Origin of the sequence: Achromobacter sp. ACM04 (genome assembly GCF_014851465.1) — a bacterium.
Lineage (GTDB): Bacteria > Pseudomonadota > Gammaproteobacteria > Burkholderiales > Burkholderiaceae_B > Achromobacter > Achromobacter aegrifaciens.
The window spans coordinates 759,268-782,316 of the sequence record NZ_JACUZS010000001.1; the positions used below are offsets into that span (position 1 = coordinate 759,268).

General features: G+C 67.3%; 20 protein-coding genes. 6 read left to right on the forward strand and 14 right to left on the reverse strand.

Annotated elements, in window-relative coordinates; all coding sequences use genetic code 11:
• The first annotated feature begins 2 nt into the window (after positions 1-2).
• Complete coding sequence (locus tag IB259_RS03675) at positions 3-1,421, forward strand: PLP-dependent aminotransferase family protein (RefSeq protein ID WP_192327545.1); 1,419 nt, start codon at positions 3-5, stop codon at positions 1,419-1,421.
• Here the strand turns inward: IB259_RS03675 and IB259_RS03680 are convergent.
• The 5 genes from IB259_RS03680 to IB259_RS03700 form a co-directional block, all read right to left on the reverse strand.
• A complete protein-coding gene (locus tag IB259_RS03680; protein WP_192327548.1) occupies positions 1,412-2,224 on the reverse strand; it encodes an anaerobic ribonucleoside-triphosphate reductase activating protein in 813 nt (270 codons plus the stop codon). The two genes, IB259_RS03675 and IB259_RS03680, sit on opposite strands and share 10 nt — an antisense overlap.
• A complete protein-coding gene (gene nrdD, locus IB259_RS03685) occupies positions 2,190-2,372 on the reverse strand; it encodes an anaerobic ribonucleoside-triphosphate reductase (protein WP_054456820.1) in 183 nt (60 codons plus the stop codon). The genes IB259_RS03680 and nrdD overlap by 35 nt, the downstream gene beginning before the upstream one ends.
• 71 nt (positions 2,373-2,443) lie before the next feature.
• Positions 2,444-4,438, reverse strand: a complete 1,995-nt coding sequence (locus IB259_RS03690) for a ribonucleoside triphosphate reductase (RefSeq protein ID WP_054456883.1) — start codon at positions 4,436-4,438, stop codon at positions 2,444-2,446.
• A gap of 111 nt (positions 4,439-4,549) precedes the next feature.
• Positions 4,550-4,900, reverse strand: a complete 351-nt coding sequence (locus tag IB259_RS03695; protein WP_042793406.1) for a DUF3325 domain-containing protein — start codon at positions 4,898-4,900, stop codon at positions 4,550-4,552.
• Positions 4,897-6,504, reverse strand: coding sequence for a PepSY domain-containing protein (locus tag IB259_RS03700; protein WP_192327551.1), 1,608 nt, complete (start codon positions 6,502-6,504; stop codon positions 4,897-4,899). The genes IB259_RS03695 and IB259_RS03700 overlap by 4 nt, the downstream gene beginning before the upstream one ends.
• Positions 6,505-6,792: 288 nt before the next feature.
• On the opposite strand from IB259_RS03700, the gene IB259_RS03705 reads away from it, so the two are divergent.
• From IB259_RS03705 to IB259_RS03715, 3 genes are all read left to right on the forward strand, one after another.
• Positions 6,793-7,407, forward strand: a complete 615-nt coding sequence (locus IB259_RS03705; RefSeq protein WP_054456822.1) for a hypothetical protein — start codon at positions 6,793-6,795, stop codon at positions 7,405-7,407.
• 9 nt (positions 7,408-7,416) lie between these two features.
• Positions 7,417-9,810: a catalase gene (locus IB259_RS03710; RefSeq protein ID WP_192327554.1), complete on the forward strand. Its 2,394-nt coding sequence runs from the start codon at positions 7,417-7,419 to the stop codon at positions 9,808-9,810.
• Positions 9,811-9,962: 152 nt separating this feature from the next.
• Positions 9,963-10,517: a lipid-binding SYLF domain-containing protein gene (locus IB259_RS03715; protein ID WP_225588717.1), complete on the forward strand. Its 555-nt coding sequence runs from the start codon at positions 9,963-9,965 to the stop codon at positions 10,515-10,517.
• A gap of 23 nt (positions 10,518-10,540) precedes the next feature.
• Here IB259_RS03715 and IB259_RS03720 read toward each other — a convergent pair whose 3' ends face one another.
• Together IB259_RS03720 and IB259_RS03725 are read right to left on the reverse strand one after the other, a co-directional pair.
• Positions 10,541-11,521, reverse strand: coding sequence for a tripartite tricarboxylate transporter substrate binding protein (locus IB259_RS03720; protein ID WP_119451129.1), 981 nt, complete (start codon positions 11,519-11,521; stop codon positions 10,541-10,543).
• Positions 11,522-11,535: 14 nt separating this feature from the next.
• Positions 11,536-12,957, reverse strand: a complete 1,422-nt coding sequence (locus IB259_RS03725; protein ID WP_192327557.1) for a M20 family metallopeptidase — start codon at positions 12,955-12,957, stop codon at positions 11,536-11,538.
• Positions 12,958-13,075: 118 nt separating this feature from the next.
• Here IB259_RS03725 and IB259_RS03730 point away from each other — a divergent pair, with 118 nt between their 5' ends.
• Complete coding sequence (locus IB259_RS03730) at positions 13,076-13,987, forward strand: LysR family transcriptional regulator (protein ID WP_054456827.1); 912 nt, start codon at positions 13,076-13,078, stop codon at positions 13,985-13,987.
• 32 nt (positions 13,988-14,019) lie between these two features.
• On the opposite strand, the gene IB259_RS03735 is transcribed toward IB259_RS03730, so the two are convergent.
• The 6 genes from IB259_RS03735 to IB259_RS03760 all read right to left on the reverse strand — a co-directional run bounded on the left by IB259_RS03735 (position 14,020) and on the right by IB259_RS03760 (position 20,612).
• Positions 14,020-14,994, reverse strand: coding sequence for a tripartite tricarboxylate transporter substrate binding protein (locus tag IB259_RS03735; RefSeq protein ID WP_119451131.1), 975 nt, complete (start codon positions 14,992-14,994; stop codon positions 14,020-14,022).
• Positions 14,995-15,108: 114 nt separating this feature from the next.
• The gene (locus tag IB259_RS03740) at positions 15,109-16,257 is read right to left on the reverse strand and encodes an FAD-dependent monooxygenase (RefSeq protein WP_175160630.1); all 1,149 of its coding nucleotides are present in this window, start codon (positions 16,255-16,257) and stop codon (positions 15,109-15,111) included.
• Positions 16,254-16,730, reverse strand: coding sequence for a thioesterase family protein (locus tag IB259_RS03745; protein ID WP_054456830.1), 477 nt, complete (start codon positions 16,728-16,730; stop codon positions 16,254-16,256). Before IB259_RS03745 ends, IB259_RS03740 begins: the two co-directional genes overlap by 4 nt.
• Complete coding sequence (locus IB259_RS03750; RefSeq protein ID WP_054456831.1) at positions 16,717-18,405, reverse strand: AMP-binding protein; 1,689 nt, start codon at positions 18,403-18,405, stop codon at positions 16,717-16,719. The genes IB259_RS03745 and IB259_RS03750 overlap by 14 nt, the downstream gene beginning before the upstream one ends.
• A gap of 24 nt (positions 18,406-18,429) precedes the next feature.
• Positions 18,430-19,329, reverse strand: coding sequence for a VOC family protein (locus tag IB259_RS03755; RefSeq protein ID WP_192327560.1), 900 nt, complete (start codon positions 19,327-19,329; stop codon positions 18,430-18,432).
• A gap of 23 nt (positions 19,330-19,352) precedes the next feature.
• Positions 19,353-20,612: an alpha/beta hydrolase gene (locus IB259_RS03760; RefSeq protein ID WP_192327563.1), complete on the reverse strand. Its 1,260-nt coding sequence runs from the start codon at positions 20,610-20,612 to the stop codon at positions 19,353-19,355.
• Positions 20,613-20,831: 219 nt separating this feature from the next.
• On the opposite strand from IB259_RS03760, the gene IB259_RS03765 reads away from it, so the two are divergent.
• Positions 20,832-21,542, forward strand: a complete 711-nt coding sequence (locus IB259_RS03765; RefSeq protein ID WP_119451135.1) for a TetR/AcrR family transcriptional regulator — start codon at positions 20,832-20,834, stop codon at positions 21,540-21,542.
• A gap of 748 nt (positions 21,543-22,290) precedes the next feature.
• Here the strand turns inward: IB259_RS03765 and IB259_RS03770 are convergent.
• Positions 22,291-23,019 (reverse strand): IclR family transcriptional regulator, encoded by a 729-nt coding sequence (locus IB259_RS03770; protein WP_119451136.1) that lies wholly within the window; start codon positions 23,017-23,019, stop codon positions 22,291-22,293.
• Positions 23,020-23,049: the final 30 nt, after the last annotated feature.

Here is a 23,049-nt window from a genome sequence, read left to right on the forward strand (position 1 = left end):
GCGTGGAAGCAGCACACACCGGCGGCAGGCCCCAGCGCGCCGCGCCCATCGCCGAAAGCCTGGCCAAGTTGATCGGCCAGCAGATTGCCGATGGCCTCTACCGGCCGGGCGACAAGCTGCCGTCCCTGCGCGAACTGGCGCAGTTGCATCGCTATGCGAAGAACACGGTGGTGGTGGCGTTTGAAATGCTGGTGGCGCAAGGCTTGGTGGAACCGCGGCGGGGCTCGGGCTTTTTCGTGCTGGAGACGAAGTTCGCGCGCCAGGCTGCGGAAGAAGAGCCAGGGCAGTTGAGCCGCGCCATGGACATCGTGTGGCTGATGCGCGAACAGCTCAAGACCCAGCCCGACGCCGTGGCCGTGGGGGACGGCTTTCCGCCCGTGGAATGGCTGGCGGACATGCGCATGGACCGCTATCACCAGAAGGTGGTGCGCACCGGGTTGGGCGCCTTGTTCCGATACGGCAGCCGCTTCGGCTATGCGCCGCTACGCGAGAGCCTGGTGCGCAAACTGGGCGACGTGGGCATCAACGCGGCGCCGCCGCAATTGGTGCTGACACAGGGGGCGAACGAAGCCATGGATCTGGTGATCCGCTATTTCGTGCCGCCGGGCGCCGCCGTGCTGGTGGACAACCCCGGCTACTACCCTCTGTTCGGCAAACTGAAGCTGGCCGGCGCGCGCATGCTGGGCGTGCCGCGCCTGGCGGACGGTCCCGACGTGGCTGCACTGGAAGCGCTGTTGCAACGCGAAAAGCCGCGCCTGTTCTTCACCCAGTCGCTGGCGCACAACCCCACTGGCTCGGACATCTCGCTCGCCAAGGCCTACAGGGTCCTGCAACTATCCGAACGCTACAACCTGACGGTGGTAGAGAACGATCCGCTGGCTGATTTCAAGCCCACCTCGGCCGTGCGCCTGTCGGCGCTGGATCAGCTGGAACGCACGATCTACATAGGCAGTTTTTCAAAGTCCTTTTCGGCTGCGCTGCGGGTGGGCTTTATCGCATGCAACGCGGCCCTGGCCAGCGATCTGGCCGACCTGAAGGCGCTGGTGCATGTCAGCAGCTCAGAGTATTGCGAACGCATGGTGGACGTGATGCTGCGCGAAGGGCACTACGAACGGCATCTGGTCAGGCTGCGCCAGCGGCTGGAGGCGGCGACCGGCCATGCCTTGCAGGTGCTGGACGCGCTCGGCGCCGGGGTATACACCCGGCCGACCAGTTCGCTGTACCTGTGGTCGACCTTTCCGGGTGTAGAGGACTCCCTCAAGCTGGCGGCCGATTTGATACCCGAGAAGGTCACCATGGCGCCGGGGCGCGTGTTCAGCGTGGATCCCACGGCGGTGTCGCCGTGGTCCCGCTGCAACGTGGGCGCGGTGGGATCGCCTCGTTTTCTGGCCACCATGCGGCAGCACCTGGCTCAGCGATAGGCGAACTCCTCGAACCATTGCATCAGCAGCGCCAGGGCCGGCGAGCTTAGCGCGCGTACCGGCGGCGCATCGGGCGAGCGGCGCGCGCCTTGCACGGCAAAGCGGCGCACGCCGCGACGCGCCAGCTCGCGGGCCAGGGTCAGCAGCCGGGTCTCGTCCAGCCAGTCCGGGTGCCAGGTGATGCGGCACTCGAAGTCGATGTCGGCCGCCAGCAGTTGCGTCAGGCAGGCCAGCGCGGGGCGCTGGGAATCGCGGCGGCCGGTGATGTCGTCATAGCCCTGGGCGTCGGCCTTGATGTCCAGGCCGATCCAGTCCAGATGGCGCAGCACGTCGGCCAGGCGTAGCGGATAGATGCCGGCGGTATGCATGCCGACGCGGTAGCCCATGCGCCAGACGTCGCGGATCATCTGCGGCAGGCGCGGTTCGCTCAAGGGCTCGCCGCCGGAGAAAACAATGGCGTCGAGCAGGCCCTTGCGCGTCTCCAGGAAGGCGCGGACCTCGCGCCAGTCGTAGCGGGCGGCGCGGGTCTGGAGCTCGACGTTATGGCAATAGTGGCAGCGCCAGGGGCAGCCCGAAATGAATACCACCGCCGCCAGTTGCCCGGGCCAGTCCACGGTGGAAAACGGCACCAGCCCGCCGACGGCATGCGAATGCCGGGGCAAGGGCTGGGCCACCGGTTGCGGCGCGGCCGGGTAGGCCGGGCGCGCCGTCAGCCGCCGCGTGCCCGGGCCGCAGCCCGTGGTTGACGCGGCGGCTCGCATCGCGCCCTCAGGCGCGGCGTTCGACGAAGAAGCGGCGTTCATTGAATTCGCCCTGTTTGCCGGTGTTGAAGGAAGTGACGGGGCGGTGGTAGCCCATGACGCGGGTCCAGATCTCGCAGCGCACGCGCTGGCTGTCGTCCAATTGCGCGGCGGGAGCGGTGGTGACTTCGGGAGCGATCAAGGTTTGCATGGCGGTTCCTTATGGAGTGGATGCCGGGCGGTTGCCCGGCGGTCCGGTCCGGGGCCTGTCGTTTACAGGTCCTAGGCCGGGGTGCAGCATGCCGCTTGCTTGGCCAGCAGTTCGGCATCGCATTTCGGGCAGAACTCGTGGTGCCCCGCCAGATAGCCATGGTTGGGGCAGATGGAGAAGGTCGGCGTGACCGTGATGTAGGGCAGCCGGAAGTTCGACAGCGCGCGGCGCACCAGCTGCTTGCACGCGGCGGAAGAAGAAACCGCTTCGTTCATGTACAGATGCAGCACGGTGCCGCCGGTGTACTTGCCCTGCAGCGTTTCCTGCAGTTCCAGCGCATGGAAAGGATCGTCGGTGTGGCCGACCGGCAGCTGGCTGGAATTGGTGTAGTAGGGCTGCGTCTCGCTGCCCGCCTGCAGGATGGCGGGATAGCGCTTCCTGTCTTCGCGGGCGAAGCGGTAGGTGGTGCCTTCGGCGGGCGTGGCTTCCAGGTTGTACAGGTGGCCGGTCTCTTCCTGGAACTCGGTCATGCGGTCGCGCACGCGGTCCAGCAAGCGCACGGCCAGGGCATGGCCCGCGGCGGTGGTGATGTCCTCGGCGTCGGCCGTGAAGTTGCGGACCATCTCGTTGATGCCGTTCACGCCCAGCGTGCTGAAGTGATTGCGCAAGGTGCCCAGGTAGCGGCGGGTATAGGGGTAGAGGCCTTGATCGATGTAGCGCTGCACCACCTTGCGCTTGGTTTCCAGCACGTCGCGGCCCAGTTCCAGCAGGTGGTCCAGCCGCTGCATCAGCCGTGCTTCGTCGCCGCGGCAGGTGTAGCCCAGGCGCGCGCAATTGACCGTCACCACGCCGACCGACCCCGTCTGCTCGGCCGATCCGAACAGGCCGTTGCCGCGCTTGAGCAGTTCGCGCAGGTCCAGCTGGAGGCGGCAGCACATCGAGCGCACCATGTGCGGCTCCAGGTCCGAGTTCAGGAAGTTCTGGAAATAGGGCAGGCCGTAGCGCGCTGTCATCTCGAACAGGCGCTCGGTGTTGGGGTGGTCCCAGTCGAAGTCGGGCGTGATGTTGTAGGTCGGGATGGGGAAAGTGAACACGCGGCCCTTGGCGTCGCCGGCCATCATGACTTCGATGTAGGCGCGGTTGATCATGTCCATCTCGGTCTGCAGGTCGCCGTAGGAGAAGGGCATTTCCTCGCCGCCGATATACGGGATCTGGTCCTTCAGGTCCGGCGGGCAGGTCCAGTCGAACGTTAGGTTGGTGAAGGGCGTCTGCGTGCCCCAGCGGCTGGGCACGTTCAGGTTGTAGATGAGTTCCTGCATGGACTGCTTCACGTCCGCGTACGTCATGGCGTCGCGGCGGATGAAGGGCGCCATGTAGGTGTCGAAGGAGCTGAAGGCCTGCGCGCCGGCCCATTCGTTTTGCAACGTACCCAGGAAGTTGACGATCTGGCCGATGGCCGCGGACATGTGGCGTGGCGGCGTGGCTTCGACCTTGCCGGGGATGCCGTTGAAGCCTTCGGTCAACAGCTGGCGCAGTGACCAGCCGGCGCAATAGCCGCTCAGCATGTCCAGGTCATGGATGTGGATGTCGCCTTCGCGATGGGCGCGGCCCGCCTCGGGCGCGAATACGTTGGACAGCCAGTAGTTGGCGGTGACCTTGCCGGCCACGTTCAGGATCAGGCCGCCCAGGCTGTAGCCCTGGTTGGCGTTGGCGTTGACGCGCCAGTCGCGCTGGTCCAGGTATTCCTCCATCGCGCTTTCCACGTCCACCAGCGTGTGGCGCAGCGCGCGCAGCCGGGCGTGCTGTTCGCGGTGCACGATGTAGGCGCGCGCTGTGCGCCAATGGCCGGCCTGCACCAGGGCTTCTTCCACGCGGTTCTGGATGGTCTCGACGCCCGGGCAGGGGTTGCCTTCCAGCGCGGCGATGACGGTGTCGGTCAAGGCCTGTGCGCCTGCCAGGTCCAGTTCTCCCGTGCTGTTGCCGGCCGCCGCCATGGCTTGGGCGATCTTGTCGCGGTCGAATTCCGCGACCCGGCCGTCGCGCTTGAGGATGTGCTGGATATGCATGACTGACACCATATGTAGTAGGGTGTGAAAACTCTACCACCACATATGGTGCGGGCGCCGCCCAGCACCGCCTGGATATCAGGCTTGCTTGATGCGCGTCAAACCTGCGCTTCAGAAGCCGATGCCGACCCCGGCCAGGGATATCGCCACGGCCAGCGCCGCGGTGCGGGCTGCCGGACGCGGCGCCCACGACAGCATGCCGACCCAGAGCAGCGCGCCGGCCGACAGCCAGCCCAGCCAGGCCACCACGCCTACGGTGTTGCCCCAGAGTCCCACGCAGGGCAGTAGCGCCAGCGCCAGCAGCAGCACGCCGGCGCCGCGCAGCACGCGGGTATGGCCGGCGGAGGGATCGCGTCCCCAGACCTGGTCGTAATGGCGCGGCATGGCCAGGCTCAGGCAGGCCATGCCTGAATAGGTCAGCAGCAGCGCCATGGAAATCGCGTACAGGTCGTTGGTGTTCATGCGGCCGCCTCTGCGTCACTGCGGGGATTGCGCCGGATGGGCGCGGATGCGGGCCGTCGCCACAACAGCAGGGCCGCCCAGCCCGATAGTACGCCGAATGCGGCGGACGTCAGTTCGACGCCCGCGCTTTCCCAATCGCCGCGTGCGATCTGCGCTGCCGGATGGTCGCCCAATGTGACGAACGATAGCGCCGGCAGCAGCAGGCACAGCGCCGACAGCAGGACCAGTTGCGAGATCCAGGCGCGGCGCGGGCTGCACAGCCAGGCATGCGCCAGGGTCAGCGCCCACACCAGGAAGAAGCAGCGCAACTCCCATAGCGCGCGGTTTTCCAGCGCCACGGGCAGCAGGCGGTTGGCCCAGAGGTAGCTGATGCAGGCGATCGCCAGCCCGGCCAGCGCGGCCACGTTCAGGCCTTCTATCAGCCGGTACATGCGCGCCGTCGCGCTGCCGAATTCTCCGCCATGCTTGGCGCGGCGCTTGACCATGAACAGCAGCGCGCCGGTACCCATCATGGCCGCGCCCGCCAGGCCGCAGATGAAGTACAGCCAGCTGACGGCCAGTCCGCCGAACTTGGACATGTGCAGGTCGCTCATGACCTGGAACGCCAGGGCCGGCGCACCGCCATGCACGCCGCCCGCGGGCCGCAGGCGCAGCAGTTCGCCGCTGGCGGAGAACTCCGCCATGCCCGTGGTGGCGCTGATATTGCGGAAGGTGTCGGCGTCTTCGTTCCAGCCGTAGACGCCGATGCGCATGGAGCTATCTTCGGGATTGTTGATGACGATGGCGCGCGCCGTCTGCCCGATCAGTTGTTCGCCGCGGGCCACGATGGGCTCGAGCGCCGGCATGGCCAGCGCCACACCCGTGCGCGAGGGACGCTCCTCGCCGGACAGTTCGGCCAGATAAAGGCGGCTGGCCTGGGGACCCGGGCCGTAGGTGGCCGTGACGGGGGCGGGCATCAGTATCGCGCTCGAAATCACGATGCCCGTGTAGGCGATCATGAATTGGAAAGGCAGGGTCAGCACCGCCACGGCGTTGTGCGCATCCAGCCAGGACCGTTGGCCCTTCCTGGCGCGGAAGGTGAAGAAGTCCTTGAAGATGCGCTTGTGCGTGACCACGCCGGAAATCAGCGCGACCAGCATCGCCATGCTGGCGAAGGCAACGATCCACAGCCCCAGGCCGGCGTCGTGCAGCGTGTAGTGGAAGTTCACGAAATGCGTGCCGCCCATCGTCGCGCGACCTTCGGCGTCGTGGTGGTCCGCCAGTTCGGCGCCCGTGTCGGGATCGAGTTCGGCATCCGCGTACTGGCCGTTCTGGTCGAACCAATAGGCCGTCAGGCCATTGTCGTGAAAGCGGTCCACCGGCCAGATTTCCCACATGCCGGCGCCCGCATGGTTGCGCGCCATATAGTCCACCGCCAGTTCCAGCCGGCGCGCGCGGTCCACCGGAACGCTTTCCTTTTGCGCAGCCTGCGCTTCCGCCTCCTGGTGCTCGGGCGTCATCCAGTGCGTGATGGGTTCGGAGAAGACGGCCAGCGATCCCGTCAGGAAGATGGCGAACAGCAGCCAGGAAAACCACAGGCCGACCCAGGTATGGAGCCAGGCCATGGATAGGCGGAAACCGGATTTCAGGACGAGCCTCTTTCTTGTTGGCGCCGCCGCGAGCCGGGCGGTCTGATTTTATTGAGAATGGTTCCAATTCTAGTCTAAATGGGGACGAGGTTGTCCCTGCCGTCGGCCTTGTATTTTTTGCCGCGCAAGCGGCATCCGCTCCGAGCTGCCGCAGGCAATCGCCATCGCGCGGGCCGGGCACGGCGATTGCTGGGTAGGCGCTCCATCCGCATATCCGCCGCGGGCATGCGCGGATGCCCGCAAGACATGAAAGAGGAGCGCCACATGAAACGCAAAGCTGCAAACGCCTCGCAGATCGAGGAATTGCTGTACCAGGCCCTGGAAACCGAAATAGGCGGCCTGGCCGTGTATGAAACCGCCGTGTCCTGCGCGGTGAACGAGGACCTGAAAAAGGAATGGCTCGGCTACCTGGAAGAAACCCGCACGCATCGCCGGGTGCTATTGACCGTATTCGAGCAACTGCGGCTGGATCCGCAGGCGCAGCCGCCGGGCCGCCAGGTCGTGCGCCATATCGGCGAGGCATTGGTCAAGGCCATGAAGATGGCGATCAGCGCGGGCGATCCGGACGCGGCCCAACTGGTCGCCACCGAATGCGTGGTGCTGGCCGAGACCAAGGACCACGCGAACTGGTCCCTGATCGGCGTGATTGCCGAGCAGCACAGCGGCGACGAGGCCAAGGTATTGAAGCAGGCGTATGACGCCGTGGCCACCGACGAGGACCACCACCTTTATCACACGCAGGGCTGGTCGCGCGAATTGTGGATCCAGTCGCTGGGATTGCCGGCGGTGCTGCCGCCGCCCGAAGAGGTCAAGCAGGTGGAGACCGCCATCGGCGCATCGCGGGCCGAACAGGCGCGCGGCAAGATGTTGAGCCACTAGGAGATTGCGATGCCAGCCAAGAAAGCAGCAGGCAAGGGCGGCGCAGGCGCGGCCGTGGACACGGCCTACCTGAATACGGACAGCGGCCCCGCGTCCGGACCCGCGGGCAAGCCCAGCCATCCGGCGCTCAAGCGCGCCGCGGCCGTGGGTGATACGGCCGCCGCGATTCCCCACAATGCCGGCAAGGCGGCGGAGTACGGTGAAGCAGGGGCGCGGTGCCCCTATGCCGGCGCGCACGTCGCGGCAGCGGATCCTTCCGCGACGGCCAGTTCGCTGTCCGAAGCCGAGACCTCGGCCAAGACCGGGGGCGCGGCCGCGGCCGGCATCAACGCGGCCGACGGCCGGCTGGAACGCGTGCGCGCGGATTCAAGCGGACAGATGCTGACCACCAACCAGGGCGTGCGCGTCAGCGACAACCAGCACTCGCTGAAGGCGGGTTTGCGCGGGCCGGCGCTGCTCAAGGACTTCATCCTGCGCGAGAAGATCACGCATTTCGACCACGAGCGGATTCCCGAGCGCATCGTGCATGCGCGCGGTTCGGCGGCCCACGGCTACTTCGAATGCTACAAGCCGCTGACCGACCTGACCGCGGCCTCTTTGTTCGCCGAAGCCGGCAAGCGCACGCCGGTGTTCGTGCGTTTTTCGACGGTGGCAGGCGAGCGCGGCTCCAAGGACACGGCGCGGGACGTGCGCGGTTTCGCCGTGAAGTTCTATACCGACGAGGGCAACTGGGATCTGGTCGGCAACAACATGCCGGTCTTCTTCATCCAGGACGCGATGAAGTTCCCGGACCTGGTGCACGCCGTCAAGCCCGAGCCGCATCATGGCATGCCCCAGGCCGCGTCCGCGCACGACACCTTCTGGGACTTCGTGTCGCTGATGCCGGAATCCACCCACATGCTGATGTGGCTGATGTCGGACCGTGCCATCCCGCGTAGCTATCGGATGATGCAGGGCTTTGGCGTGCACACCTTCCGCTTCGTCAACGCCGCGGGCGAGTCGCGGTTGGTGAAATTCCATTGGAATCCGCTACTTGGCACGCATTCGCAGGTCTGGAATGAAGCCGTGAAGGTATCCGGCGCGGACCCTGACTTCCACCGCCGCGATCTTTGGGAGGCGATCGACGCCGGCAATGGCCCGCAGTGGGAGCTGGGCGTGCAGGTATTCACCGAGGAGCAGGCCGAAGGCTTCAGCTTCGACGTGCTGGACGCCACCAAGATCGTGCCGGAGGAACTGGTGCCCGTCGTGCCGGTGGGGCGGATGGTGCTGGACCGCAATCCCGACAACTTCTTCGCCGAGACCGAGCAGGTCGCCTTTTGCGCTGCCCACATCGTGCCGGGCCTGGACTTCACCAATGACCCGCTATTGGCCGGGCGCATCCATTCCTACGTGGACACGCAGATTTCGCGGCTGGGCGGCCCCAACTTCCATGAAATCCCGATCAATGCGCCGCTTGCGCCCGTGCACAACAACCAGCGCGACGGCATGCATCGCCAGGCCATCCATCGCGGCCGCGTGGCCTACGAGCCCAACTCGCTTGCCGGCGGCTGTCCGTTCCAGGCCGGCATGGATGGCTTCGTGTCGTTTCCGGAGCCGGAGACGGGCGACGAACTGCGAGGGCATCCTGAAAAATTCGCCGAGCATTACAACCAGGCGACGCTGTTCTACGACAGTCAGGCAGACTGGGAAAAAAGCCACATCGCCGACGCCTATGCCTTTGAATTGAGCAAGGTCACGGTGCCGGCGGTGCGCCAGCGCATGGTCGCGTCGCTGCGCAACGTGTCCGAAGAACTGGCGCAGGGCGTGGCCGACCAGTTGGGCATGGCCTTGCCCGCGCCCTTGCCGCGGGCGATCGAGCGTCCGCCCAAGCCGGAAGTCGAGGTGTCGCCGGCATTGTCATTGGCCGCGCGCCCTGGGGATGGCGGCATCGCCACGCGCAAGGTCGCAATCCTGGTGGCGGAGGGCGCGGATGGCAAGAGCGTGTCCGCCGTAGCCCAGGGGCTGATCGCGGCGGGCGCCATCGTGCGGCTCGTCGGGCAGCGCATCGGGCCCGTCCCGGCTGCCGGGGGCGGCACGCTGGATGCCGATGCTTCCCTGGACAACCATCCTTCGGCGCTGTTCGATGGCGTGGTTGCGGCGGGCGGCGAGGCTGCGGTGGCCCGCCTGGAATCGGACGGACGCGCGCTGGAGTTCCTGCGCGACGCCTATCGCCACGGGAAGACTTTGATGGGCATGGGCGAGGGCGTGCAGCTGCTTGCCGCGGCGGGCCTGTCCGCCGATACGGCGGATGGCGGACTGCTAAGGATGGACGCGGCGGCCGCCGCCAAGAGCGTGACCGCCTTCATCGAAGCCCTGGGCCGGCATCGCCACCCGGAAAGGGAGACCACGCCGCCCAGGGTTTGATGCCGCCGCTGCGGCCAGGTGCATGTGTATCTTGACAAGGCATCGGCGCCTGCCAATACTGATCCGGCAAGTCGGGGCGAGCGCGTCGGGCGCTTGCCGTCCTTTTCCTTTCGAGATCAGGGGGCTGTATGCGTCGCGCGTCCGTTTTGCCTATGAGTATCCGCGGCTGGCTTTGGGCCAGCCTTTTTTTGTGGGTCGCCTGTATCTTCCTGGCGCCGCAGGCCAGGGCGGAGTCCGCGGCCGAGCTCAGCCGTGAAGCGCAGAGTGCGCTGGATCGCCTGTACCAGCAGGAACCCAAGACGCGTGTACTGGGCAACAAGGCAGTGGGCGTGCTGGTGTTTCCCCGCATTCTGAAGGGCGGCCTGCTGGTCGGCGCGGAAACCGGCGACGGCGCGCTCATCCGTCGCGGCAAGGTCCAGGCCTACTACAACATATCGGCCGTATCGTTCGGTCTTCAGGCCGGCGCGCAGGAGTTCAGCTATGCGCTGTTCTTCATGAACGAGCCGGCGATGCGATACCTGGACCAGAGCGACGGCTGGTCGCTTGGCGCCGGCCCCAGCCTGGTCGTGGTGGATGACAGCTATGCCGCCAGCATTACCACCACCACCCTGAGCCAGGATGTCTACGCCGTGCCATTCGGAGGACAGGGGCTGATGGCGGGCATGGGCCTGGAAGGGTCCAAGATCACCCGCACCCAACCGGACTGAGGCCAGGCTTCAAGCTGCCGCGGTTAGTCCAGCGTGATGCCGGCGCGGGCCGCTACTTCGGAAAAGGTGTGCAGTTCCTTCGTGATCTGCGCCTTGAATGCCGGCCCGGGCAGATAGACCGGATCCAGCGCCAGGTCCGCCACCGATTTGCGGACCTGCGGATCCTCCATGATTTCCGCCACGGCGCGGCTCAGGGTATCCACCACAGGGGCCGGCGTGCGCGCCGGCGCCACCAGCGCGTACCAGCCCACGAAAGAAACGTCCGCCATGCCGGCTTCCGCGAAGGTCGGCACGTCGGGCAGTTGCGGCATGCGACGTTCGCCCGTCACGGCCAGCGCGCGGATCTTGCCGGCGCGGACCTGCGGCGCGGCGGAAGACACGGTGTCCACGCCCAGGTCGACCTCGCCGCCTATCATGGCCGTGACCAGCTGCGCGCTGCCCTTGTAGGGCACCGGCAACATCTTGGCGCCCGCGGCCTCGGCGTACATCTCGCCCGCCAGGTGTGGCGCGGATCCGGGACCGAAGGTGCCGTACATCAGGCCGCCCTTGGCGCTTTGCTGCCGGGCCAGCGCCGCCGCTTCCTGCGCAGTGCTGGCCGCAAGGCCGTTCTTGGCCAGCAGCACCACGGGCGCCATGGCGACGATGGCGATGTGTTCATAGCTCTTTTGCGGGTCGTAGGGCAGCCCGGGCTTGAGCGCCGGCAGCACGGTATAGGTGGTGCTGCCCGACAGCATCAGGGTGTAGCCGTCAGGCTGCGCGCGCGCCGCCGCTTCCGCGCCGATCACGGTGGATGCGCCGGGGCGGTTCTCCACGATGACCGGCTGGCCGAACTTGCCGGACAGCTTGTTGGCCAGCAGACGCGCCACGGCGTCGGTCGCTCCGCCCGGCGTGAAGGGTACGACGATCTTGATTGCCTGTTCAGGATAGGCGGCTTGGACGCCGCCCGCATGCGCGGCGGCGGCAAGGCTTGCGGCGGCCAGGGCGGCGCGGAGTTTGACGTTCATGTCGGAGATTCCGGTCAGTTGGCGTTGGAAGACGGGCGCGCAGCCGCCTGGCGCAGGGCGCTGCCCTGATCGCCCAGGTCCCAGTACAGGCCAGCCATGATGGCCAGCCCCTCGCGGGCGACGCTGCCCAGCAGGTGTTCGTTGGGCGCGTGCTGGGCGCAAGCGGGATAGGAATGCGGCACCCACAATGTGGGCAGTCCCAATTGGTCGGCGAAGATGTCGTTGGGCAGCGAGCCGCCCAGGTTGGGCAGCAGCGCCGGCCGCTTGCCGGTGCTGCGTTCCAGCGAGGCCGCGGCCCAGCGCACCCAGGGATTGTCGGGCGATAGGCGGGTGGCGCCGGCCTGCATGCCGATGCGCACCTGCACGTCCTCGAAGCCCGCCGCGCGCAGGTGTTCCCGCACGTGCGTTTCCAGCGCGCGCCAGTCCGTGCCGACCACGAAACGCAGCTGGCACCAGGCCACGGCCTCGGGCGGTATAGCGTTGACCGGCTTGGCCGGATCGCCGGCGCCAAAGGTCAGGACGTCCAGGCTGTTCCAGCCGAACACTTTTTCGGGCGCGCTCAGCCCGGGTTCGCCCCACCACGCGTTGATGTCGGGGTCGTCTTCGCCGCCGCCGACTTCCAGGTCGGCCAGCGCCCCGGCCACCGCCTCCGGGATGGGGGGCGGGCGCAGGCCGGGCACCGTGATTCGGCCGCGCGCATCGACCAGCGTGGCGATGGCGTGCGCCAGCACGATGGCGGGGTTGGCCAGCAGGCCGCCCCAGTTGCCCGAGTGGTAGCCGCGTTCGCGCGCGCGCAGTTTCAGTTCGAAGTTCACCGCGCCGCGCGAGCCCATGAACAGGGTGGGACGCTGCGCGCTCAGCCGCGGGCCGTCGCTGGCAATGAAGACATCCGCCGCCAGCGCCTCGCGCTGTGCCTCGCAGAAGGCGGCCAGTCCGGGGGAGCCCGCTTCTTCGCCGGTCTCGATCAGCCAGGTCGTGTTGAAACCGAGCCTGCCGCCGCGCGCGGCGATGACCTGGCGCAAGGCTTCCAGATTGATGCTGTGCTGGCCCTTGTTGTCGGCGGTGCCGCGTCCGTACCAGCGGTCGCCTTCGACCTGCAGGCGCCAGGGATCGCGGCCGGCTTCCCACTTGGCGGCGTTGCCGCGCACCACGTCGCCGTGGCCGTACATCAGCACCGTGGGCAGACCGGCCTGCTCGATGCGGCGCGCCACCAGGATGGGCAGGTCGGCGCCCGAGGGGTTGGGGTGCACCTCACAGGCGAAGTCCAGTTGCTGGAGCAGCGGAACCAGTTCTTCGTTCAGGTAGGCATGCTGGGCCGGCGCCTGGTCGGGCACTTCGCTTTCCGTCGCGTAGGCGACGCGGCGGGTCAGCGCGGCATGCAGGTCGCCGTTGTCGTAGGCTTGAACTGCTTGGAGCAGGGCTTGTTCGCGTGTCACTTCGGTGCCTGGGATGGGATGCAGAGGGAGGCACAAAGTTATTACGCTTCACTACATGCCACAATTAGATAATTAGCATTCTTTCATTGCCATAAAGGCATGGATAAGAGGGGCCGCCATGATTTCGCTGGGCTTGAGGTATTTTCTGGAGGTCGCGCGCTGCGGTTCCATCGCGGGCGCCGCGGCGGCACAGCACGTGGCGGCTTCTGCCGTAAGCCGGCAGATCGCCAAGCTGGAGGACGGGCTGGGCATCGCGCTGTTCGAGCGGCAGGCGCGCGGCATGGAGCTGAGCGAAGCCGGCCGCCAATTGGCGGCCTACGCCAATGCCGCCGCCCTGGAAGCCGAGCGCGTCACCACCGAGATCCGCCAGCGCGGCCACCTGGGCGACGTGACCATACGCCTGGCCTGCACCGAGGGTTTCGCCCACCGCTTCCTGCCCATGTGCATGGCCGAGTTCAAGCGGGTCAGGCCCGAGGCCCGTTTCCATTTGCACGTGGAGCGCCCCGAGGAGGTCAGCCGCCAGATCCTGGAGGGCCTGTCGCAGCTGGCGCTGCGCTACACCACCGCGCAGGACGACCGGCTCAAGACCGAACTGCTGGTGCGCGCGCCGGTCTATGCGGTCATGTGCCGCAACCATCCGCTGGCCAGCCGCCGCAGCCTTGGCGTGCGCGACCTGACCAAGGTGCCGCTGTCGCTGGGCGACCATGGCACTACGGTGCGGCAGCTGTTTGACGCGGCCTGCGCCAACGCCGGACTGCACATCGAGCCGGCCTACGTGTCCAATCATTCCGCGGCCTTCCTGCCCATGCTGCCGGGCAGCGACATCGTGGCGCTGTCGGGCTACCTGACGGTGCTGGGACAACGCGACGGCGAAGGCCTGGTCGCGGTGCCGTTCAGCAATCCCGAAATGCGGCAGCGGAGCATCCAGGTCCTGACCTTGCAGGGGCGGACCTTGCCGGCGCTGGCGCGCGAGTTCCTGGAGTTCATGGCGCAGCGGCTGACGGCCACGCCCAAGGCGCCGGAAGGGTAGCGGGGCCGCGCGGGCGGCCCCGGGACTGCGCTTCAGTCCAGCGAGATATTGGCCTCTTTGACCACGGCCGCGAAGCGCGCCGAATCCGCGTCGCGGGCCTGGGCCAGCGCGGCGGCATCCTGCGGCCAGGCGTCGAAGCCATAGGTCTCGAAGCGCTTGCGCACCGCGGGCGTGACCACGGCCTGGGCAATGGCGGCGTTGATGCGCTTGACCACGGCATCCGGCGTGCCTTTGGGCGCGAAGGCCGCGACCCAGGTCTTCAACTCGAAGTCCTTGGGGCCGCCGGCCTCGCTGACCGTGGGCACGTCGGCGTAGGAACCGAGGCGGGACGGCGCCGCCAGCGCCAGCAGCTTGACCCGCTTGGCCTGGTACAGGTTCTGCACGGTGGCGGCCGTGCCGAAAGCCCAGTCGACCTCGCCATTGGCCACCGCCGTGTAGAGCTGGGCCAGGTCCTTGAAAGGCACGTGCGTCATGCTGGTCTGCGTGGCGGTCTGGAACATGGAGGTGCCCACATGCGCCACGCTGCCCATGCCCCAGGTGCCGTAGGTCAGCTTGCCGGGCTGGGCCTTGGCCGCGGCGATCAGGTCGGTGACGTTGTTCCAGGGGGACGAGGCCGACACCACCATGAAGAAATGCGTGGTGTAGATCGGCGCCACAGGGACGAAATCCTTGACCGGATCGAAGGGCAGATTGCGGTAGAGCTGCGGCTGCAGCGTCATGTGGGTGTTGTCCACCACGGCCAGCGAGTAGCCGTCGGGCGTGGCGCGCTTGACCTCGCCGATCGCCAGCCAGCCGTTGGCGCCGGGCTTGTTCTCCACGATAAGCGGCTGCTTCCAGGCCGCCGTGAGCTGTTCGCCCAGCATGCGGGCGACGGCGTCGGGGCCGCTGCCCACCGAATACGGCAGCACGATGCGCACCGGCCGTTCGGGGTACTTGTCGGATTGGGCCTGTGCCGAGGCGCAGGCCAGGGCGCCGGTCAGCGCCATGCACCAGAGAGTATTTTTCATGTCTCCTCCACTTTCCATGGATGGTTTTTGCGGCGCTTCCCCGCGCCGTTTATCGTCGGGGCCGCATGCGCGGATGCGCCGCGGCCGGGTACTTACAGCAAAAGGGTGCGTGGCTCAGGACACCGCTGCCGCCTCCGGGTGCAGCGCCTCGTAGGCGGCGGCGAAGCCGGGGTCGCGCTGGCGCAGGTCGTCGTGGCTGACCTGGCCCGTGCGGCGCATGTAGTCGTAGGCGAAGGACACGGGGTCCAGGTGCATCTTGTCGGCCACGTTCTCGTACCAGTCCAGGCTGCGCGCGGCGGCAGTCTGGAAATTGGCCGATGCCGGACGGCGCTGCGCCTCGAAGTGCGCGAAGGCGGCCTGCGTGTCTTCCGGATGCTGGGTGAGGCCCTGGTGCAGCGCGATCGCGTCCTGCATCGCCATGCGGGTGCCGGAGCCGAGCGAGAAATGCACGGTGCGCAGCGCATCGCCCAGCAGGACGATGTTGCGATGCGACCAGCGTTCGTTGCGCACGATGTTGGCCTCGAACCAGAGGGAACGGTTGCCCAGCAGTTCGTTGGCGCCCAGGTCGGCGCGGAACACCTCGGCGCAATATTGGCGGCTTGCGTCCTCGCTGGCCGTGTCCAGGCCGGCGCGCTGCCAGGTGTCCGGGTCCACTTCCACCAGGAAGGTGCTGAGGTCCTTGCTGTACTGGTAGCTGTGCGCGATGAAGATACCGTGGTCCGTTTCGCGGAAGATCAGCGATACCGGATGAAAGCGCTGGCGTGTGCCGTACCAGGCGAACTTGTTGCGGCGGCGTTCGAAGCTGGGCCGGAAGTGTTCGGCGTACTGCTTGCGCACGGCGCTGTTGCTGCCGTCCGCGGCCACGACCATGTCCACTTCCGCGGCCAGCCGCTCCACGTCGTCGATCTGCTGTTCGTGCAGGATCTGGACGCCGGCCTCCAGGCAGGCTTTTTCCAGGACTTCCAGCATGTCGATGCGGGCCGTGCGCGAGAAATGGTTGCCCTGGACCTGGACGCGGGCGCCTTGGTGGATGATCTCCATGTAGTCGCAGCGTTCGTGGTGCGCGACGAAGGCCTTGAAGAATTCGGGGTCCGCTTCGCGCAGGAAGGCCAGGCCGATGTCCGAGAACACCACGCCCCAGCCGTAGGTGGCGCCGCGCGGGTTCCGTTCGTAAACGGTGATTTCATGTTGCGGCGCATGCTTCTTGGCAAGCAGCGAAAAGTACAGGCCGGCGGGGCCCGCTCCGATGACAGCGATCTTCATTTGGCTTCACTCCTGTTTGCTTCGGCCTGCGCGCAGGCTTGCCGATATGACTGCAGCGCGCCGCGCAGCGCGGCGGGTACTTCGATGGCGCGCCGTTCGCCGCGCGCCACGCAGATCGGGGTCAGCCTGGCGTCGAACGCGGGCTGGCCCCGCACGCTGCCGGCGACGTGCAGGGTGTAGGTGCGGGTGCGGATTTCCTCGACCCTGACGCACATGTCGAATTCCTCGTCCGGCCACAGCGAGGCCTGGAAGTCGAACGACAGCGCGCGCGTCGGCGTGCCGAAGCCGTGCTCATCCTTGATGCGCTGCGGCGTGCCATTGAACAGGTGGCCGTAGAACAGTTCGGCGGCCGATAGCACGTATTCGCCGAACGTGACGGTGTAGACCACGCCCGCGGGATCGCAGTCGCCCCATTTGACGCGGCGGCGCACGATGAAAGGCGTTTCGCTCAGGACGTATTCAGTGCTGGTCATTGCCGTTCTCCCGGGCCTTGGCGGCTTCCTGGTTGAGCATTTCCGCGACGCTATGGCGCAGGGCCGCCTTGTCGAGCTTGCCGACCTTGGTGACGGGGAAGGCTTCGATCTGCTCGATGCGTTCCGGACACTTGTATTTGGCGAGCCCCTGGCCGGTGAGGAAGTCCGCCAGCTCCGTCAGGCCGGGCGCCGTGTGGCCGGGCCGGACGATGATGAAGATGCAGCCTTTTTCGCCATAGAAGGGGTCGGGCATGGCCACCAGGCGCGCTTCGGAAATGGCCGGATGCGCGCCCACCAGCGCCTCGACTTCCTCGCAGCCGATCTTCTCGCCGCCGCGGTTGATGTTGTCGCGCAGGCGGCCTTCGAAGGCGTAGCAGGTTGCGCCATCGACCACGCGCGCCGTCATCATGTCGCCGGTACGGTAATAGCCGTCCGAGGTGTACGCGGAGGCGTTGGCCGCGGGAGCGTCGAAGAACCCGGGCAGCGTGGCGGGGCCGCGGAAGCAGAGTTCGCCCATCTGGCCTTCGGCCACTGGTTCCTCGGTGCCGGGCGCGAGCAGGCGGATGTCGTCCTCGGGACAGCCCGAGCGGCCTTGCGTATGGTGCCGTTCGTACTCGGACGCGTCGGCGGGCGAGCCCAGCAGCAATCCTTCCGTGATGCCGAACAGGTTGGAGCAGGGCACGTTCAGGTGCGCTTCAAGCCGGTCCGCGGCGCTCATGGTGATGAACAGGCGCAGGGACGACAGGTCGTAGTTCGCCAGGTCGGCGAAGGCCATGATCTGCGGCGCTATCGGCCCGATGGACATGGCGCGGGTGACGCGGTGGCGCTCGATCAGTTCCAGCATGCGTGGCACGTCGACCCGCGGCATCAGCACCGCGGAAACGCCCATGGCGATGACGGGAATCAGCACATAGACCTGGGCCGCGTTGTGCAGCAAGGGCAGGGCCCAGATGATGCGGTCGTCGTCCTGCATCTTGTAGCGCCGGGCGCAGGCCAGTGAATGGCCCAGGTACTCGGCATGGAAGCGCGGGATGATCTTGGGCATGCCGGTCGTGCCGCCCGACAGCTGGAAGCTCAGCACGTCCTCGCAGCCGGGGCCTTGCTCGGCGAGGATGAGGCGGGCCTCGGCCAGCGGCATCGCATCCAGCAGCGCGTGCAGGGACACGCCATGCGGCGAGTCGCCGCGCGCCACGACCAGGTGCTCCAGCGTGTCGCTGGCGGCCAGCATGCCGGCGGCGAAGGCGGGCAGATCGAACTTGCCGAAGTCGGCCTGCACGAAATAGCCGCGGGCGCGGGTCTGGCGCGACAACTGGCCGATCTCCAGTTCGCGGTGCTGCGGCAGGGAACAGACGGGGACGATCCCCGCCTTGTAGCAGGCAAGCAGGGCCAGCGCCGTTTCCAGCGTGGTGCCCATCTGGAAGATGGCGCGGTCCGCGGGCGCGAGGCCCAGCTTCAGCAGCGCGGCGGCCAGCCGGTCGGTCTGTTCGTCCAGCTCGCGAAAGCTCAGGCTGCCTTCGTCGATGATCAGCGCGGTGCGCTCGGGGCAGCGCTGGGCGGTGGCGTGCAGCGCCGCGCCGACGGTCGAAGGTTCCCAGGCGCCGCTGGCGAAGTACTGGCGCGCCCGCTCGGGGTGGTGGTAGATCACGCCCTCTATGGGGTGGCGTATATCTCGCATGATGGTCTCCTCCAGGCCCGTGTCTCAGTGCCGCGCGGCCGAGATCCGCACGCGGTCCCGGTCCAGTACGTCGATCGTGCCGCTGACGCCGCCGGTGAACAAGCCATACCAGACGGCGGGCTTGAGTCCCAGGGCCTTGCGCTGGAATTCCACCGGGCCGTCGGAGACGATGCAGTCGAAATGCTCGCCCGGCACCACGGTGCAGTTTTCGCGACCCGAGGCGTCCTCGACCAGGGATGAAAACTCTTCGACGCGCGGCACGAAGATCCGCACGGACGGTTCGACGCCGCCATCCGCCAGCTCCAGCCGGTCTTCCAGCAGCGCCGCCTTGCGCGCCCAGACGTCGTCGATGTGCTGGATGCGCCCGCCGGCTGATTCCGCATCGGCCTCGGCCTGCATGGCCGCCTGCAGCGTCAGGGCGGCGTCGATCGAGTCGACTTCGCCCAGCGGCCGCAGCTTGCGCGTGAATTCGATGAAATAGCCGTTCGGATCGCGCACGTAGATGGATTCGATCACTTCATGGCGGGTTTCGACCGAGACTTCCAGCCCGGCATCCTGCAACTTCTGCTTCCAGGCCTTGAGCTCGTCCTCGCTTTCCACCAGCCAGGCGGTATGCGTGGCGTCGAACACGTGGTCTTCCGGCAGCGGCCGCATGCGGCTGCGTCCGCGCAGCGTCTCGGGTTCGTCGGAACCCAGGTAGTAGAAGAAGGCGATGGTGCTGCCCTGGCCGCTGTCGAAGAAGAAATGCAGGAAGTCCGGGTGCGTGGCGGGACCCCAGCCGCGCGCCGAGATCACATGCACCAGCGGCAGGCCGAGGATGTCGCGATAGAAGGCGACGGTTTCGCGCAGGCGCCAGGTGGGCCGCGCCGTATGGTCCACGCCGTGCAGGCGCAGGGGGGCGGGGGTCTTGGGAGTTGCAGTCATGACTTGCTCCGTCGGCATTCGGATTACAGGAAACGTTGGCGCAGCCAGGCGGCCAGTTCGCGGCCGGCCGCGTAGCGCCCGGGCTCTTCGCCTTCAACCAGCGCGCGGCCGTGGTGATCGCCGCGGATGCGCAGGTGGGTCTTGTCCGGCGCGGGGATGGCGTCGTGGATGGCGCGCACGTCGGAAGGGAAACAGGCCTGGTCGCCCGTGTATTCGACGATCAGGGTGGGCTGACTGATGCCGCCGGCGGTGCGCGCCATGCTGGCGTTGGAAGACAGGCCGGACCAGGTCGACAGCCAGCTCTCGGGCGTGCAGAAGCGGGCGAAGCCGACGGCGCCGTAGTTCGACGCGTACGGATCCTTGCCCCAGAGCGAGCCCGGGTGGCGGTCCGAAGGATCCAGGCTGAGGTCCAGGCAACGCAGGTCGGCGTCGGTGCGCCAGACCACCAGCACCGGCGTGTGCGCGGCCTGGCGCCGGCGTTCGGCCGAGGCGTCGGCGCCGCTCTTGACGTCGGCGCGGGCCGCCAGGCGGTCGGCGATCATCTGCCGCGCCTGCGCGTCCAGGCGCGCCACGCGGTCGCGCTGCGCCTGGCGGTAGCGGGCGACGAACTCCGGCGCATAGCGCGCCTGGCCCTTGGGCCGATAACCGTTCTCGGGCGCCAGCGGATCCAGGTCCGGCGTTACCGACAGCGCGTCGTTCTCGTCGGCGACGGACGGATCGATGCAGTTCAGCAGCAGCGAGCCCTGGCCCGGGTGCGGGCCGACCAGCACCAGGCCGTGCACCTCGGGCATGTCCAGTTCATCCAGCCCGCTGGACTTGCCGCCCGGCGTGCGGGCGACGCGCTCGCCGGCGGGCAGGCCGGCCTGCTGCGCATAGAACGCATACAGGCCGGCGCCGCCGGAATTGCCCAGCAGCACGATTTTCTTGAAGCCCTGTTCGCGCAGGAAGCGCAGGCCGGCGGCCACATCCTGCAGCGCTTGTTCGTGTTCCAGCCTGAGATCGTTGCCGACCGAGCGCGCGCCTTGCGACCAGGCCGCAAGACCGGCGCCGACGATGTCGGGGATCAGGTAGTGGCAGGCCATGAACTCGCGCGGATGCATCACGCAGACCACGGTGTCGGGACGGGGGCCGGCCGGCTGGTACAGCGATCCGGAAGTGGCGGCGCCGTCGGCGGTGCGCAGCACGACGTTGCGGGTCGAGGCGCCGGCGGGCAGGTCGCGCGGATTCCAATCGGTGTTGAGAAAGCCGGCGGTGATCTGGCTGGAGGGGGCGGCGGTAGTCACATTCGTCTCCTGTGGCGATGGTCCTGGGACCTCGGTTTGACGTATTAGACGAATATTTGACTTTAGTGTCAATTAAATTTAAAAAACTGACAGTGGCGTCAAAAATTGGGGACTCAGTCGCGGGAAAACGCCGGCCGGCGCGGCTTGGAGACGTAAACGCGCATGCCATAATTTCGGGACAGGGCCGTCCCGGACGGTCCATTCGAGGAACATCGCAACGTGAACGACGCAAGCACCAAGGGAGCGCTGAAGGGCGAAGCGCTACGCACCGCCATACTCGACGCCGCGGCGACGCTATTCATCAAGCGCGGCAGCGGCGGCACCAGCATCCAGGACATTGCCGAATCCCTGGGACTGAGCCGCACCGCCGTCTACTACTACTTCAAGAGCAAGGACGAGATCCTGCGTTCGCTGACCGAGGACGTGCTGAGCGCGGCCAAGAAAATGGCCGGCGAGACCGCCACCCGCGAGGACCTGGATCCGGTCGAGGCGCTGCGCGCGCTGGTCACGCGGCATGCCGACCTGATCCTGTCGCGCACCGCCGAGTTCCGCGTGGCCGACCGTACCGAGGCCGACATGACGCCCAAGCAGCGCGCCGCCGTGCAGGCGTCGCGCCGCAACGTGCTGGAGAACTTCAGCCGCGTCATCGAAAACGGCATCCGCGACGGCCAGTTCCGCATGGTCGATCCGCACGTCGCCGCCTTCAGCCTCATCGGTATGTGCAACTGGTCGGCGTGGTGGTACAAGCCGGATGGCCGGCTGAGCCGCGCCGAAGTCGCGGCCATCATGGCCGACATGGCGGTGCAATCGCTGTTGCGCGACGCTGCCCGTCGGCCGCGCTCGCCGGACGTGAGCGAGTCCTTGCGGTTGGTGCGCGAGGATCTGGACTACCTGGAAAAGCTGGTGCTGCCTGGCGGGCCGCAGTCTTGATCGCCGTGGCCGCTGCGGGCTGGGAGTTGCCTAATGCGTTGGTTTCAGCCCCCGTTCATAGGCAGATGCCGTGAGCCGGTGGCCGGGCGGAGGGATCCGAAGCGCAGCCCCACCGGGGTGAGCATCGGAATCCCGCAGTCCGGACTCCGGCGACTCAAGAACCCCGCCTCACTAAATCGAAGCGACCGGGCTTCGAGCTTGCGGATGTCGGGGTTCTTAAGCCGCCGAGGCAGCCCTGCGCCATTCCGATGCTCGCCCCAATGGGGCTGCGCTTCGGATGGCTCCGGGCCACCTCGGCTGTAGTCGCCTAATGCGGTGGTTTCGAACCCCGTTCATGGGCAGATACTGTGAGCCGGTGGCCGGGCGGAGGGATCCGAAGCGCAGCCCCATCGGGGCGAGCATCGGAATCCCGCAGCCCGGACGCCGGCGACTCAAGAACCCAGCCTCACAAAGTCGAAGCGACAGGGCTTCGAGCTTGCGGGTGTCAGGGTTCTTTCGCCGCCGAGGCAGCCCTGCGCCATTCCGATGCTCGCCCCAATGGGGCTGCGCTTCGGATGGCTCCGGGCCACCTCGGCTGGTAGTCGTCTAATGCGGTAGTTTCGAACCCCGTTCATGGGCAGATACTGTGAGCCGGTGGCCGGGCGGAGGGATCCGAAGCGCAGCCCCACCGGGGGAGCATCGGAATCCCGCAGTCCGGACGCCGGCGACTCAAGAATCCTTCCTCAGTGGGGCCCCGGCTCCGGGTCCGCTAACCGACTTTCCCCGTCAGGCGCCGCGCCGCCTCCTGTACCGCTGCCAGATGGGCGGCAACGTAACGATGGACGGGCGCGGTCAGCGTCACTGCCGCCGCGATTTCGCCATTGAGCAGAAAGACGGGCGCGGAAATACCCGCCACTTCCGCCAGGCGATCGCCCATGGCTGCGAAATAACCGTCGGCGCGGATGCGCGCATGCAGTTCCTGGTCCGGTCCCGGCGCCCGCCCCAGCAGGGGATCGTAGGCCGTCAGGACGCGTCCGCCGCTGCCGCGGTCCAGCGGCAGCAGATCGCCCGCGCGGATGTGGTCTCTTACAGGATGCGGCGAATCCACGCGGTAAAGGCACAGACGCGCATCGCCCTGGCGGACGTGATAGGCCGCGCTTTCGCCGGTTGCCGCGACCAGGTCGCGCAATACCGGCATGACCACCTCTTCCAATGAAAACGAGGCTGCGTAGATGCCGTGCAGACGGGCGATTTCTCCGCCCAGGGCATAGCGGCCATCGTCCAGGCGCTGGATCCATCCGGCATGCTCCAGCGACGCCAGCAGTCGCAGGACCGTGCTCTTGTACAGACGCGTGCGCTCGGCCAGTTCGCCCAGTGACAGAGCTTTGTCGCCGGCCGCATAAACCGACATCAGGCTGAGCGCGCGGTCTACCGCAGCCACGCCGCCTTGGGCGGCATCGGTATCGGCCAGTGATTCCGTGGCGGCTTTACGCGGCATGTGCGGCTCCGTGGGGTTGATTCCGGGGCG

What these genes read in the sequence shown, in the direction of transcription:
- IB259_RS03720 (WP_119451129.1), bottom strand. Translation starts at nt 11,521, where the DNA reads ATGAACGTCAAACTCCGCGCCGCCCTGGCCGCCGCAAGCCTTGCCGCC.
- IB259_RS03700 (WP_192327551.1), bottom strand. Translation starts at nt 6,504, where the DNA reads ATGGCCTGGCTCCATACCTGGGTCGGCCTGTGGTTTTCCTGGCTGCTG.
- IB259_RS03745 (WP_054456830.1), bottom strand. Translation starts at nt 16,730, where the DNA reads ATGACCAGCACTGAATACGTCCTGAGCGAAACGCCTTTCATCGTGCGC.
- IB259_RS03695 (WP_042793406.1), bottom strand. Translation starts at nt 4,900, where the DNA reads ATGAACACCAACGACCTGTACGCGATTTCCATGGCGCTGCTGCTGACC.
- IB259_RS03750 (WP_054456831.1), bottom strand. Translation starts at nt 18,405, where the DNA reads ATGCGAGATATACGCCACCCCATAGAGGGCGTGATCTACCACCACCCC.
- IB259_RS03680 (WP_192327548.1), bottom strand. Translation starts at nt 2,224, where the DNA reads ATGAACGCCGCTTCTTCGTCGAACGCCGCGCCTGAGGGCGCGATGCGA.
- IB259_RS03755 (WP_192327560.1), bottom strand. Translation starts at nt 19,329, where the DNA reads ATGACTGCAACTCCCAAGACCCCCGCCCCCCTGCGCCTGCACGGCGTG.
- IB259_RS03715 (WP_225588717.1), top strand. Translation starts at nt 9,963, where the DNA reads ATGAGTATCCGCGGCTGGCTTTGGGCCAGCCTTTTTTTGTGGGTCGCC.
- IB259_RS03690 (WP_054456883.1), bottom strand. Translation starts at nt 4,438, where the DNA reads ATGCATATCCAGCACATCCTCAAGCGCGACGGCCGGGTCGCGGAATTC.
- IB259_RS03740 (WP_175160630.1), bottom strand. Translation starts at nt 16,257, where the DNA reads ATGAAGATCGCTGTCATCGGAGCGGGCCCCGCCGGCCTGTACTTTTCG.
- nrdD (WP_054456820.1), bottom strand. Translation starts at nt 2,372, where the DNA reads ATGCAAACCTTGATCGCTCCCGAAGTCACCACCGCTCCCGCCGCGCAA.
- IB259_RS03730 (WP_054456827.1), top strand. Translation starts at nt 13,076, where the DNA reads ATGATTTCGCTGGGCTTGAGGTATTTTCTGGAGGTCGCGCGCTGCGGT.
- IB259_RS03770 (WP_119451136.1), bottom strand. Translation starts at nt 23,019, where the DNA reads ATGCCGCGTAAAGCCGCCACGGAATCACTGGCCGATACCGATGCCGCC.
- IB259_RS03710 (WP_192327554.1), top strand. Translation starts at nt 7,417, where the DNA reads ATGCCAGCCAAGAAAGCAGCAGGCAAGGGCGGCGCAGGCGCGGCCGTG.
- IB259_RS03735 (WP_119451131.1), bottom strand. Translation starts at nt 14,994, where the DNA reads ATGAAAAATACTCTCTGGTGCATGGCGCTGACCGGCGCCCTGGCCTGC.
- IB259_RS03705 (WP_054456822.1), top strand. Translation starts at nt 6,793, where the DNA reads ATGAAACGCAAAGCTGCAAACGCCTCGCAGATCGAGGAATTGCTGTAC.